At 60.3% G+C, this 13798-nt stretch carries 11 protein-coding genes; 5 read left to right on the top strand and 6 right to left on the bottom strand.

The window, feature by feature from the left end; translation table 11 throughout:
- Nucleotides 1-24 precede the first annotated feature (24 nt).
- The 5 genes from cysM to JFT91_RS11190 all read left to right on the top strand — a co-directional run bounded on the left by cysM (nt 25) and on the right by JFT91_RS11190 (nt 6181).
- Nucleotides 25-927, top strand: a complete 903-nt coding sequence (gene cysM / locus JFT91_RS11210; protein WP_201232634.1) for a cysteine synthase CysM — start codon at nt 25-27, stop codon at nt 925-927.
- Nucleotides 927-2303 carry a 23S rRNA (uracil(1939)-C(5))-methyltransferase RlmD gene (gene rlmD / locus JFT91_RS11205; protein WP_201232417.1) on the top strand — a complete coding sequence of 459 codons (1377 nt, stop codon included), beginning with the start codon at nt 927-929 and terminating at the stop codon, nt 2301-2303. The genes cysM and rlmD overlap by 1 nt, the downstream gene beginning before the upstream one ends.
- Nucleotides 2304-2404: 101 nt before the next feature.
- The gene (gene relA, locus JFT91_RS11200; RefSeq protein ID WP_201147687.1) at nt 2405-4648 is read left to right on the top strand and encodes a GTP diphosphokinase; all 2244 of its coding nucleotides are present in this window, start codon (nt 2405-2407) and stop codon (nt 4646-4648) included.
- Between the two features lie 131 nt (nt 4649-4779).
- The gene (gene mazG, locus JFT91_RS11195) at nt 4780-5613 is read left to right on the top strand and encodes a nucleoside triphosphate pyrophosphohydrolase (protein WP_201232633.1); all 834 of its coding nucleotides are present in this window, start codon (nt 4780-4782) and stop codon (nt 5611-5613) included.
- Between the two features lie 25 nt (nt 5614-5638).
- Nucleotides 5639-6181, top strand: a complete 543-nt coding sequence (locus tag JFT91_RS11190; protein WP_201232416.1) for a DUF2058 domain-containing protein — start codon at nt 5639-5641, stop codon at nt 6179-6181.
- 70 nt (nt 6182-6251) lie between these two features.
- On the opposite strand, the gene JFT91_RS11185 is transcribed toward JFT91_RS11190, so the two are convergent.
- The 6 genes from JFT91_RS11185 to JFT91_RS11160 all read right to left on the bottom strand — a co-directional run bounded on the left by JFT91_RS11185 (nt 6252) and on the right by JFT91_RS11160 (nt 13784).
- Nucleotides 6252-6440, bottom strand: coding sequence for a hypothetical protein (locus JFT91_RS11185; RefSeq protein ID WP_201232415.1), 189 nt, complete (start codon nt 6438-6440; stop codon nt 6252-6254).
- Nucleotides 6441-6830: 390 nt separating this feature from the next.
- Nucleotides 6831-8051 carry a beta-ketoacyl-ACP synthase I gene (fabB, locus tag JFT91_RS11180; RefSeq protein ID WP_201147690.1) on the bottom strand — a complete coding sequence of 407 codons (1221 nt, stop codon included), beginning with the start codon at nt 8049-8051 and terminating at the stop codon, nt 6831-6833.
- A gap of 11 nt (nt 8052-8062) precedes the next feature.
- Nucleotides 8063-8578, bottom strand: a complete 516-nt coding sequence (fabA, locus tag JFT91_RS11175; RefSeq protein ID WP_064391590.1) for a 3-hydroxyacyl-[acyl-carrier-protein] dehydratase FabA — start codon at nt 8576-8578, stop codon at nt 8063-8065.
- Between the two features lie 247 nt (nt 8579-8825).
- Complete coding sequence (locus JFT91_RS11170) at nt 8826-10730, bottom strand: response regulator (protein WP_201231061.1); 1905 nt, start codon at nt 10728-10730, stop codon at nt 8826-8828.
- Nucleotides 10727-11659 (bottom strand): ABC transporter substrate-binding protein, encoded by a 933-nt coding sequence (locus JFT91_RS11165; RefSeq protein ID WP_201232414.1) that lies wholly within the window; start codon nt 11657-11659, stop codon nt 10727-10729. The genes JFT91_RS11170 and JFT91_RS11165 overlap by 4 nt, the downstream gene beginning before the upstream one ends.
- Before the next feature lies 1 nt (nt 11660).
- Complete coding sequence (locus JFT91_RS11160) at nt 11661-13784, bottom strand: TonB-dependent receptor domain-containing protein (protein ID WP_201231059.1); 2124 nt, start codon at nt 13782-13784, stop codon at nt 11661-11663.
- Nucleotides 13785-13798: the final 14 nt, after the last annotated feature.

Raw genomic sequence — 13798 nt, 5'->3', positions numbered from 1 at the left:
GCACGTCTGGATTGCGAATACGCCATGACCCTGCAGTACCCAACCATCGCCGATTGCGTCGGCAACACTCCGCTGGTGCGTTTGCAGCGCCTGCCCGGTGCCACCAGCAATACCCTGTTGCTCAAGCTCGAAGGGAATAACCCGGCGGGTTCGGTCAAGGACCGTCCGGCGTTGTCGATGATCACTCGCGCCGAGTTGCGCGGGCAGATTCACGCCGGCGATACGCTGATCGAAGCGACTTCGGGCAACACCGGCATTGCGCTGGCCATGGCCGCCGCGATCAAGGGTTACAAAATGATCCTGATCATGCCGGACAACTCCAGCGCCGAACGTAAGGCGGCCATGACCGCTTACGGCGCGGAATTGATTCTGGTCAGCCAGGAAGAGGGCATGGAAGGCGCTCGCGATCTCGCTCAACGCATGGAAGCCGAAGGTCGGGGCAAGGTGCTCGATCAGTTCGCCAATGGCGATAACCCTGAAGCGCACTACACCACCACTGGCCCGGAGATCTGGCGTCAGACCCAGGGCAGCATCACCCATTTCGTCAGCTCCATGGGCACCACCGGTACCATCATGGGCGTCTCGCGCTACTTGAAAGAGCAGAGCGACAGCGTGCAGATCGTCGGTCTGCAACCGATGGAAGGTTCGGCCATTCCGGGCATCCGCCGCTGGCCGCAGGAATACCTGCCGAAGATCTATCAGGCCGACCGCGTCGACCGTATCGTCGACATGGCGCAAAGCGAGGCCGAGGACGTCACCCGTCGTCTGGCCCGCGAAGAAGGCATTTTCTGTGGTGTGTCCTCGGGCGGTGCGGTGGCAGCGATGCTGCGCCTGTCCAAAGAAGTTGAAAACGCGGTGATCGTCGCGATCATCTGCGACCGTGGCGACCGTTACTTGTCGACCGGCATTTTCGACGCGGCCAACTGATGGCCAAGCACGAGAGAGGCCTGCGCTTTCAGCCCACCGGCGGCAGCAAGGCCGCGCAAATTCCGACCGGCAAAAAGCAGCGCTTGAGCATCGAGCGTCTGGCCAATGACGGTCGCGGCATCGCGTTTTTCGAAGGCAAAACCTGGTTCGTCCTCGGCGCCCTCGCCGGTGAAGAAGTCGAAGCACGGGTGATCGGCGCCCACGGCAAAGTGGTCGAAGCGCGCACCGAGCGCGTGTTCAAGGCCAGTGAGTTGCGGCGCCCGGCACCGTGTCCGCATGCCGGGCGTTGCGGCGGTTGCAGCGTTCAGCATTTGCCCCACGGCGAACAGCTTGCCCTGAAACAGCGCATGCTCGCCGAGCAATTGTCGCGCGTTGCTGGTGTCGAACCTGAAGAGTGGGCAGCTCCGCTGACCGGCCCCGAATTCGGCTATCGCCGTCGCGCCCGGATTGCGGTGCGCTGGGACATGAAGGCAAAGAAACTCGAAGTGGGTTTCCGCGCGGCCGGCAGTCAGGACATCGTCGCGATCAGCGAATGCCCGGTGCTGGTACAGCCCTTGCAACCGATCATGACCCGATTGCCGGAGATGCTCCGTCGTTTGAGCAAACCGCAGGCTCTGGGCCATGTCGAACTGTTCAGCGGTTCGTCATTGGCGCTGCTGTTGCGGCACATGGCGCCGTTGTCCGAAGCGGATCTGAGCATCCTCAAGGACTTCTGCCTATTCCATGATGCGCAGCTGTGGCTGCATGGCGAAGGCGAGCCGCAACCGGTCGATGCGACCCAGTCTCTGGGCTATCGTCTGGAGCAGTGGGATCTGAATTTGGCGTACCGGCCCGGCGACTTTATCCAGGTCAATGCCGGCGTCAACGAGGCAATGGTGGCGCAGGCGCTGGACTGGCTGAAACCGGGGCGCGACGAGCGCGTGCTGGATCTGTTCTGCGGTCTGGGCAACTTCGCCTTGCCGCTGGCCAAAGCCGTGCGCGAAGTGGTGGCAGTGGAAGGCGTGCAGACCATGGTCGAGCGTGCGGCAGCGAATGCCGCCAGTAACAATTTGCATAACACAAAGTTTTTTCAAGCCGATTTATCCCAGCCTTTGAGCGATGCCCAGTGGATCGGAAAGGGCTTTTCTGCGGTACTCTTGGACCCACCGCGTGACGGTGCTTTCGAGGTGGTTCGCAAGCTCGCGACCCTGGGTGCCAAACGGTTGGTGTATGTGTCGTGCAACCCTGCAACTCTGGCGCGCGATACGGTTGAATTGATCAAGCAGGGCTACCGGTTAAAACGTGCCGGGATTCTCGATATGTTTCCTCAGACGGCACATGTCGAGGCCATGGCGTTATTTGAAGCGAGCCAGGATGGCTCGTCTGAATCCGTCTGACCTGTCCGGTCAGCGCTCGCACCAGCCCCGCGAGCGCAAACGGGCAACAAGGGTCAGCGATTTGACGCATTGAATCTGCGTCGTAGGGAAGGTAAAGCAACATGGTACAGGTGAGAGCACACCAGCCGATCAACACTGACGGCAGTATCAATCTCGAGGCTTGGCTCGATCACGCGGTCAGTGTCGATCTGGCACTGGATCGCGAAGCCTTGAAAGAAGCCTGCGAGTTTGCTCGCGAGGCCGAACAACAGTCCAACGCCAAGAAAAATCTGTGGTCCGAAGGCTCCGGCAGTTTCAGTACCGGCCTTGAGATCGCCGAGATTCTCGCCGACCTCAAGCTCGATCAGGATTCGCTGGTCGCCGCGGTCCTGTACCGCGGCGTCCGTGAAGGCCAGATCGAGCTTGCGGCGGTTAGCCAGCGCTTCGGCCCGGTGGTCACCAAACTGATCGACGGCGTGCAGCGCATGGCCGCCATCAGTGCCAGCCTGAGTCCGCGCCAGTCGATGGTGATGGGCACGCAAGGGCAGGTGGAAAACCTGCGCAAGATGCTCGTGGCCATGGTCGACGATGTCCGCGTCGCGCTGATCAAACTGGCTGAGCGTACCTGCGCCATTCGCGCGGTAAAAACCGCCGACGACGAAAAGCGTAACCGTGTCGCCCGGGAAGTCTTCGACATCTATGCGCCGCTCGCGCACCGGCTCGGCATCGGGCATATCAAATGGGAACTGGAGGACTTGTCCTTCCGTTACCTGGAACCTGATCAATACAAACAGATCGCCAAGTTGCTCCATGAGCGGCGGCTCGACCGTGAGCGTTTCATCGCTGACGTGATGACCCAGCTCAAGGACGAATTGCAGGCCACCGGCGTCGACGCCGACATCAGCGGCCGGGCCAAACACATCTATTCGATCTGGCGCAAAATGCAGCGCAAGGGTCTGGAGTTCAGCCAGATCTACGACGTGCGTGCCGTGCGTGTGCTGGTGCCGGAAATGCGCGACTGCTACACCGCGCTCGGTATCGTCCACACCTTGTGGCGGCATATCCCGAAAGAGTTCGACGACTACATCGCCAACCCGAAAGAGAACGGCTACCGCTCGCTGCACACGGCAGTGATCGGGCCTGAGGGTAAAGTGCTTGAGGTGCAGATCCGTACGCACTCGATGCACGAAGAAGCCGAACTCGGCGTCTGTGCGCATTGGCGCTACAAAGGCACCGACGTCAAATCCGGTTCGAACCACTACGAAGAGAAGATCTCCTGGCTGCGTCAGGTGCTCGAGTGGCACGAGGAACTGGGCGACATCGGCGGTCTGGCCGAACAGCTGCGTGTCGATATCGAGCCGGATCGGGTCTACATCTTCACCCCCGACGGTCACGCCATCGACTTGCCCAAAGGCGCGACACCGCTGGACTTCGCCTACCGCGTACACACCGAAATCGGCCACAACTGCCGTGGCGCGAAGATCAACGGGCGTATCGTGCCGCTCAACTACAGCCTGCAGACCGGTGAGCAGGTCGAGATCATCACCAGCAAGCACGGCACGCCGAGCCGCGACTGGCTGAACTCCAACCTCGGTTACGTCACCACCTCGCGGGCGCGGGCGAAGATCGTTCACTGGTTCAAATTGCAGGCGCGTGATCAGAACGTCGCGGCCGGCAAAACCCTGATCGAGCGCGAACTCACGCGTCTCGGTCTGCCGGCGGTGGATTTCGACAAGCTGGCCGACAAGGCCAACATGAAAACCGCCGAAGACATGTTCGCCGCCCTCGGTGCTGGCGACTTGCGCCTCGCGCAGTTGGTCAACCTGGCGCAACAACTGGTCGAGCCGGAACGCGGCAACGAACAGCTGGAACTGATCCCGCGCAAAGCCACCGGCTACAAACCGGGCAAGCGCGGCGACATTCAGATTCAGGGCGTCGGCAACCTGATGACGCAGATGGCTGGCTGCTGCCAGCCGCTGCCGGGCGATGCAATTGTCGGTTACATCACCCAGGGCCGTGGCGTGAGCATTCACCGTCAGGACTGTGCGTCGGTGCTGCAACTGTCGGGGCGCGAGCCAGAGCGGATCATTCAGGTCAGCTGGGGGCCGGTGCCGGTGCTCACCTATCCGGTGGACATCATCATCCGCGCCTACGACCGTTCCGGTCTGTTGCGGGACGTCTCGCAGGTGTTGCTCAACGAGCGCATCAACGTGCTGGCAGTCAACACCCGCTCGAACAAGGAGGACAACACCGCGCTGATGTCCCTGACCATCGAGATTCCGGGGCTGGATGCGCTGGGGCGGTTGCTGGGGCGCATATCCCAGTTGCCGAACATCATCGAAACACGGCGCAACCGTACCCCGTGAAGAACGACGCCGATCAACTGTGGGAGCGAGCCTGCTCGCGAAGAGGGAGTGTCAGTCGACATCATTGTTGCAGACACACCGCTTTCGCGAGCAGGCTCGCTCCCACAAGGTTTTGTGGTGAGAGATAAATGATGTACAGCCTTGAAGACCTGCTCCATCTGATGAACCGTCTGCGTGATCCGCAGTACGGTTGCCCGTGGGACATCAAGCAAACCTACGCGACCATCGTTCCGCACACCCTCGAAGAAGCCTACGAAGTGGCCGACGCCATCGAGCGTGGCGATTTCGATCATTTACAGGGTGAGCTCGGTGATCTGTTGTTTCAGGTCGTCTATTACAGCCAACTGGCCCGGGAAGAAGGGCGCTTCGAGTTTGCAGGTGTCATCGACAGCATCAGCCGCAAGTTGATCCGTCGTCATCCCCACGTGTTCCCGACCGGGGATTTGTACGCGCCGCTGGATGTTCCTCGTTTGACGGAAGAACAGGTCAAGCAGCGCTGGGAAGAGATCAAGGCCGAAGAACGTGCCGAGAAATCTGCCGCGCCAGAGCAGCTGTCATTGCTCGACGACGTGCCGGCCACGCTCCCGGCCCTGTCACGTTCAGCCAAGTTGCAGAAGCGCGCAGGGCAGGTCGGTTTCGACTGGCCAGATGCCTTGCCGGTGCTGGACAAGGTTCGTGAGGAGCTTGATGAAGTCCTCGAAGCCATGTCTGAAAACGATCCCGTCGCCGTGGCTGACGAGATCGGCGATCTGCTGTTTTCCGTGGTCAATCTGGCCCGGCATCTGAAGGTCGACCCGGAAACTGCCTTGCGTGGCGCCAACGGCAAGTTCGAAAGACGTTTCCGTTTTATCGAACAGGCATTGCGCGACACCCACCGTCCCATAGAAGATTGCACCCTCGAAGAGTTGGACGCCCTGTGGGGTGAAGCCAAACGTCAGGAAAAGAATGCGCCCAGCTGCGGCTGAGCAACTGCCCAAGTGAGTAAGCCCCATGAGTATTTCCCTTCGCGACCAGTTGCTCAAAGCAGGTCTGGTTAACCAAAAGCAGGCCAAGCAGGTCAGCAAAGACAAACAGAAGCAGCAGCGTCTGGCCCACAAAGGTCAGATCGAACTGGACGACTCGCAGCAGCGCGCCGCTCAGGATGCGATGGCCGAGAAGGTCAAGCGCGACCAGGAGCTGAATCGTCAGCAGCAGGAAAAAGTCGAAGCCAAGGCACGTGCGGCGCAGGTCAAGCAACTGATCGAAGTCTCGCGTCTGCCGAAGCTGACCACCGAGGATTACTACAACTTCGTCGACGACAAGAAGGTCAAGCGCCTCTCGGTCAACACGCTGATGCGCAACAAGCTCAGCAGCGGCTCACTGGCGATCGTCCACCACGCCGGCGGTTACGAAGTGATCCCGCGTGAAGCCGCCCTGAAGATCCAGGAGCGCGACCCGCAACGTATCGTGCAGCTCAACGTACAGACCGAGGAGGTCAGTACTGAGGATGATCCGTACGCGGCGTATCAGATTCCTGATGATCTGATGTGGTAAATCGATAAAGCTGTAACAACGAAAAACCCCGCTGATGGCGGGGTTTTTCGTTTTCAATGCTGTGGTTGAATCAGGCGGATTGTAAGTCACGTTGCTGTTCTTCCACTTCCAGTTCGGCCTTGTAATTGTGGGCATCGATCTCGTTGTGGAACATGCCGACCAGCAAGTCTTGTTGATGCACGTCCCAGATCCGGATACCGGCGGCTACGCCTTCGTGGGACATGTGTGAATCGTCGCGTTCAGTTACTTTTACAGTCATCTGCTAGCTCCAAATCTCAAGTTATCTGCAGCAAGGCGTGTGCAGGACTCTTTTATATGATTTGTTAGCTTGCTAAGTAAACGCTTGATTCGTGCAACGTATTCTTGCGTAAAACGCAACAGTGCTGCAGCCCGCTAAATCCGCGACATTCGGTCGCAGGACGCAAAGTTTCATGACAGAAGTTTCATTTTCAAACGCACCGCCAGACCATTGTGGGAGCGAGCCTGCTCGCGAATCCGGTGGGTCAGACGATGATAGGGTGACTGCAATATCGCATTCGCGAGCAGGCTCGCTCCCACAGGTTTTTGCAGTGTAACTGCCATTTACTACAGGCAAAAAAACGCCCCGAACCAGTCGGGGCGTTTTTATGTGTGGCTCAAGCTCGGGGAATTACTTGCCTTCCCAGCGCTTCAGTACCAGCGTGGCGTTGGTGCCGCCGAAGCCGAAGCTGTTGCTCATCACGGTGTTGAGGGTGGCGTTCTCGCGGGTCTTGGTCAGCACCGGCAGATCAGCCACTTCAGGGTCCAGCTCGTCGATGTTGGCGGAACCGGCAATGAAGTTGCCTTCCATCATCAGCATGCAGTAGATCGCTTCGTGAACGCCGGCTGCGCCCAGGGAGTGACCGGACAGGCTCTTGGTCGAGCTGATCGCTGGAGCCTTGTCGCCGAACACTTCACGCACACCTTTCATTTCCGCGACGTCGCCGACCGGAGTCGAAGTGCCGTGGGTGTTCAGGTAGTCGATCGGGGTATCAACGGTGGACATTGCCATCTGCATGCAACGGATCGCGCCTTCGCCACTTGGGGCAACCATGTCGTAGCCGTCGGACGTTGCACCGTAGCCAACGATTTCGGCGTAGATTTTCGCGCCACGGGCCAGAGCGTGCTCCAGCTCTTCAACCACAACCATGCCGCCACCACCCGCGATAACGAAACCGTCACGGTCTTTGTCGTAGGCACGGGAAGCTTGTTCCGGGGTGTCGTTACGCTTGCTGGACAGAGCGCCCATCGCGTCGAACAGGAACGACTGGCTCCAGTGCTCTTCTTCACCGCCACCGGCGAAGACGATGTCCTGCTTGCCCATCTGGATCTGTTCCATGGCGGTACCGATGCAGTGAGCACTGGTGGCGCAGGCAGAAGCGATGGAGTAGTTCAGGCCCTTGATCTTGAACGGCGTGGCCAGGCAAGCGGAAACGGTGCTGCTCATGGTCCGCGTTACGCGGTATGGGCCAACACGCTTCACGCCTTTCTCGCGCAGGATGTCCAGCGCTTCCATCTGGTTCAGCGTGGAAGCACCGCCGGAACCAGCAATCAGGCCGGTACGCGGGTTGGACACTTGCTCTTCGGTCAGACCGGAGTCAGTGATCGCGTCTTTCATGGCCAGGTAGGCGTAAGCCGCTGCGTGGCCGACGAAGCGATAGATCTTGCGATCGATCAGCTCTTCAAGGTTGAGGTCGATGGAGCCGGAAACCTGGCTACGCAGACCCATTTCGGCATATTCCGGGTTGAACCGGATGCCAGGGCGGCTTGCACGCAGGTTAGCGGAGACGGTCTCTTTGTCATTGCCCAGGCACGAAACAATGCCCAGACCAGTGATAACGACGCGGCGCATGCGAATAACCCTTAGAAGTTGTCAGTGGAGGTGAACACGCCGACGCGAAGGCCTTCGGCGGTGTAGATTTCGCGACCGTCAACAGACACCGAACCGTCGGCAATGGCCAGGTTCAGCTTGCCCTTGAGGACGCGCTTGATTTGAATGTTGTAGGTGACTTTCTTGGCAGTCGGCAGTACCTGACCGAAGAATTTCACTTCGCCCGAACCCAGCGCACGGCCGCGGCCCGGCAGGCCTTGCCAGCCCAGGAAGAAGCCGACCAGTTGCCACATGGCGTCCAGACCCAGGCAGCCCGGCATTACCGGATCGCCTTCGAAGTGGCACGCGAAGAACCACAGGTCAGGGTTGATATCCAGTTCGGCGACCAATTCACCTTTGCCGTACTTGCCACCTTCTTCGCTGATCAGGGTGATGCGATCCACCATCAGCATGTTCGGGGCGGGCAGTTGCGCGTTACCTGGGCCGAACAGCTCACCGCGACTGCAGCGCAGCAGATCTTCCCGAGTAAAGGCGTTTTGTTTGGTCATGCGAGCTCCTCAATAATCCCATGCGGCAGGTGGGGCAAATCTTCCCGACCGTTCGAAGCGTTCATGCCTCGAACCGGCAGCCTACTCATAGACTATTGCGTTGTGGTGAAAGTCACAGCACCAAGGACATGAATGTACACTTGTGCACTGAAATTTTTAATCAAGCCTCTTTTGAGGCTCGTTCGGGTGCCTAAGACTGCCGCACTTTCGCTTTTCACGCCAGTCGCAGATGGTCGAAAGGCCCACACTACGACACCCAGCGCTGCAGAATCTGCTGCAGATCATTACGTTTGAACGGCTTCGCCAGATAATCGTTCATGCCCGCCGACAGGCAGGTCTCGCGGTCGCCCTGCAAGGCATTGGCGGTCAGCGCGATGATCGGCACCTCGCTGCGTCCGGGCAGGCGACGGATCTGTCGGGTGGCTTCGTAGCCATCGATGATCGGCAAGCGGCAATCCATCAGAATCACTTCGTAATCATTGCCTTCGGCGCTGCGCACCGCCTGCGCACCGTCGGTGGCGACGCTGACCGTAAAGCCGAGGCTACGCAGCATCGCTTCGATCACGGTCTGATTGACCGGATTGTCTTCCACCAGCAGCACGTTGCGCCCCTCACCCTGGCCGTCGCCATTCGGCGCGCGCGGTGCTGGCAGTGGCGGCAACGCCTGTTTATAGAGGGCCAGCGGGATTTCCAGGGTGAACACCGAGCCGAGGCCTTCTTCACTCTGCGCCCGCAGAGTACCGCCCATGCGTTCGGCGAGTGTCCGGGCGATCGGCAGGCCCAGGCCCGTGCCACCGTAGCGCCGTGAAATCGAACTGTCGGCCTGCTGGAAGGCGTTGAACATCAACTCCAGGCTCTCGGTGGAAATACCGATGCCGCTGTCGCGCACCGAGCAGGTAAACCACAGCAGTTCATGATCCAGCGACTGCCATTGCGCTTCGATGCTGACCCGCCCTTGTTCGGTGAACTTCAGCGCATTGCCGACCAGATTGACCAGAATCTGCCGGATCCGCGTCGGATCGCCCTGCACTTGCAAGCCGCGCATGTCCTCGGGGATCCGCAGGTTCAGCGCCAGGCCCCGTTGCACGGCGCTGTGCTGAAACGACTGGGCGCAGGCGCCGATCAGTTCGGCCAGATTGAACGGAATGTGCTCCAGCTCCAGTTCCGAGCGCTCGATCCGCGAGAAGTCGAGAATGTCGTTGATGACTTTCAGCAGATGCTCGGTGGACTCTGATGCGAGCGCAGCGTATTCGACCTGCTCCTCGGTCATCTCGGTGGTTTCGAGCAGTTGCAGCATGCCCAGCACGCCATTCATCGGTGTGCGCAGTTCATGGCTCATCATCGCCAGAAAATCGGATTTGGCGTTATTGGCCTTTTCTGCCTCCTCGCGCGTCTGGATCAGTTGCGCCATCGCCTGATGCTGTTCGCGGCTGGCCTGCTCCAGCGCCTGGGCAAGGTTATTGATGTGTTGCGACAGCGCGCCAAGCTCGGTGTCGTCGACAATCGGTAGCGGGGTTTTATAGTCGCCGTCCTGAATCGCCTTGACCGCATTGCCGATATTGCGGATCGGCTGCGACAGGCTGCCGGCCAGGCGTCGCGCGAGGACAAAAGTGAACAGCAGCGCGAACAGCGCGAGGATCGCGGCCTTGAACAGGATTTCCTGCTGGCGCTGACTGAAGGCATCGTTGGACAGGCCGACGATCACCCGTCCCAGGTAATCCTCGCCGGCAGCGCCGTTATTGACTTTGCCATCCTGGAAAAAATCATTGTGCAGGGCAATCCGTTGCAGCCGCACCGGTGCCTGAAATACCTCGACCTGATGCGGGCGACTGTGGGCCGCCGCGGGTTGTTCGACATACACCAGAATCCGGTTGGCGCTGTCCTGCACTTCCAGAAAACGTACGTTGGGCGTGGCGAGCGTGGCTTTGAGCAGGCTTTCCAGCACTTCGTTGTTACCGGAAATCACCCCGTATTCGGTGGCGGGCGCCAGTTGGTTGGCGATCAGTTGGCCGGTGTGAGTAAGCTCCTGACGCAAATCCTGAATGCGCACGAAGGTGAAGAAGCTGATCAGCAACAAGGTCAACAACAGCGCCGGGCCGAGGCTGATCAACTGGGTGCGGGTATTGATATCCCAACGGCGACGGAAACTCATGGGCGGCGTTCTCCTTCAGCCAATGCTCTGGCGACGGCGGCGTCATCAGGCGGTTCGATGCCTAATGAACGAGCGACCTGCGCATTACTTGAGACTTTGAAATGTCGGGGATAGAGCGTTCGTGGCCAAGCAGCCGGTGGCTGGTCGAGTAATTGATCGAGCAGGCTCAGCCAATCGTTCTGGTCGCTGTAGCTGCTGGCCAGGCTGCCGGCACGCACGAAAGCAACATTGGGACCGACCAGCGCGACTTGCCGCGAGTAGCTGCTGAGCAGCAGATTTTTTGCGGTTTTCGGGTTGTACAGGTCGGGGTCGTCGAGGCCGAGCAGTACGTCGCTGTTTTTCAACACGGCTTGCAAGGGGCGGCTGTCGTGAGTGTTGTCCCAGCGCTGGCTGACGATTTGCAGATTCAAGGGTTGGGCCGCCAGGTTCAGCTCCTTGAGCAGGAATTCGCTGTGCTGATCGAACAGCACACCGACGCGCCGCGCCTGCGGCAGAATCCGCCGGATCAATTGCAATTGTCGGCTCAGCGGTGGATCGCTCCACAGCAGGCTGAGACGTGGCGGTTGCGCTGTGCCCAGCCGTTGCCGGGCTTGCAAACGGCTGATGCGCAACACCAGCGTCGCCGGGCCCTGAGGCTCCTGCAAGCGCCAGTCGAGGCTCGGCAGATCGAGCAGAATCAGACGCAGGCTCGACGGCAACTTGCCGGGCGTCGGCAGGCTGGCCAGTGGCTGGAAACGCACCGTGTCAGTCGGGCGCAGTTCGCTCAGCGCCTGCACGAACGCCTGTACACCGGGGCTTTCCTCGGCGCCGGTCAACAGAATGTCTGCGGCCTGCACGGCCACTCCGTGCAGCCAGGCGACCAAAAACAGACAGAGCCCGGCCAGCCAGTGGCCAAGGGTTGGCGTCTTCCGTGACGTGCCCAGGCGCACCCTAGAACTCCAGCTCGGCGCTGAAATACATCACCCGGCGTTCGTCGTAGTTGTTATCGACGAAGGTGGTCGGCTCATGATCGAGACGCTGTTGCAGCACACCCGCAAGTTGCAGTTGGGCTTTACCCAGCGGGATGCGTTTGGCGATGCGCGTGTCGACCCGTTCAAAACGGTAACCATTGAGTGCGTTGTCGCCGTAATAGAAGAGGGCGCTGTTCCAGCCGTGGCCCCAGTCACGCAGCCAACCGGCGGAACCGCTGTTGCGTGAGGTGAATTGCTGATCCAGAGGATTACTCGCCTCGGCGTCGACGAACGCGTAAGTGAAGCGCAAGCGGTCGGCCCGGCTGACCCGCCAGTCGAGCTGCGTTTCGGTGCCGCGAAACCGTGAGCTGTTGGCGTTGCTGGCGATGTACTGATTGTTGCGCAATGGCTCGCTGATCATCCCGGTGATTTCGTCGTAGAACAGCTTGATGTCGAGCGCCAGGCCGAGCTCGGCGAAGTAGCCGTTGTAGCCCAGCTCCCGCGAGCGCATGTGCTCCTGATCGAGATCGCCGGGGCCGCGCGTCTTGACGAAGTAGCGCGCCGACGACTGACCGTACGCCGAGGGCCGCAGGTTGCTGACCTGATAGCTCCAGTTGACGTTGTTCTCGAACATGTCCGGCGAGCGGATGGCCTCCGAGTACACCGCGCGCAGACCATGGCGCGGGTTGATCAGGTAATTGATCGCGAAGCGTGGGGTCAGCGAACTGCCGATCAGTTGCGTGTCTTCGAACATCGCCCCGCCTTGCAACAGCCAGTGTTCAGTGGCGCGCCACTCCAGTTGGCCGAACGCGCGCCAGGTGGTGTCGTCCAGCGTGCCGTTGAAGTAGGTTTCGGAATCGGCGCGGTCGTAACGATAGTTCATGCCACTGACCAGACGCAGGCTGTCGGACAGGCTGAGGGTGTCCTGCAATTCGAGATCGTAGCGCGATTCGCGGGCGCTCTGATCGATGTCGCCGCATAAAGTCTGGCTGGCACCGTTGCGCCATTGATCGAGCGCCCGGTTGGCCAGCGCCATTTCCTGCGGCGTGCCGGGCGCAGCGCCAGGGCCGGTGAAACGGGTGATGTTGCGCGCCAGCCGTTCGGTGTAGTTCGGGTCGAGCTGCCACAGTTGCGCCAGCTCGGGGCTGAACGACACTTCGGCGTCGCACGCGCGCCAGGTTTGCTGACGATCCCAGTGCTGCGCCGAGCCTTGGATATAAAGACTGTGCTCAGGATTGATGTCGAGGTTCCAGCGCACCGAGCCGGCGTAATCTTTAGCCACCACGTCGGAATTGTTGCCGGCGGCGGTAATCCCCGAGAACACCGGATGGTAGGTGTACGGCCGCTGGTTGGTGCCATCTTTCGCGTTGACCTGCCAGTCGAGGCTCTGGTTGTCGCTGAGGGTTTGGCTGACGGCGAGGCTGAAGCGGTTCAAACGGCGGCTGTCGCGGTAATCGGCACCCGTGCGGTCGGTGTCGAAACCGTCGTCCTCCTGCCCGGACAACGACAGGCGCAGATCGCCGCCATTCCAGCCGGTGCCCTGACTGGCATAGAAGTCATTGATGCCGCGTTGACCGCGGGTGTATTTCAGCCGAGTACCGTGGCTGTCCGCCGGGTTACGGGTGATGATATTGACCACTGCCATCAGCGCGTTGGCGCCATAGCTGACAGTGTTCGGGCCGCGAAAGACTTCGATGCGCTCGATGTCTTCCATGGCCACCGGAATATCGCTCCAGTCGACCGTGGCCAGTCCGGCGCGGTACACCGAGCGACCATCGATCAACACTTGCATGCGGCGCGCCTCGGTGGCGTTGGTGCCGTGGTAATTGACCGCCGCTTGGTTGCCGCTGATGTTGCCGACCATCATTCCCGGCACCAGGCGCAGCAGTTCGCTGATGTCGCGGGCGCCGCTGGCGTTGATCAGTTCGCTGTCGAGTACGGTCATGCTCCCCGGCACTTCCGCCGGCGTCTGTTTCAGGCGCGTGGCCGTCAGCACCTGCGGCAATGCTTCGCCGTCCATGAACAGGTCGTCCGCCTGCAACACCGGGCTGAACAACAGCGCCAGTAACAGGGACGAACGCGGGGGAGGAGAACCGACAGACACGACGCAGCCTTGAA

Source organism: Pseudomonas sp. TH08 (assembly GCF_016651275.1).
Lineage (GTDB): Bacteria > Pseudomonadota > Gammaproteobacteria > Pseudomonadales > Pseudomonadaceae > Aquipseudomonas.
The sequence above is the reverse complement of the archived record's forward strand: the minus strand, read 5'-3'. Positions and strand labels throughout refer to the sequence as shown.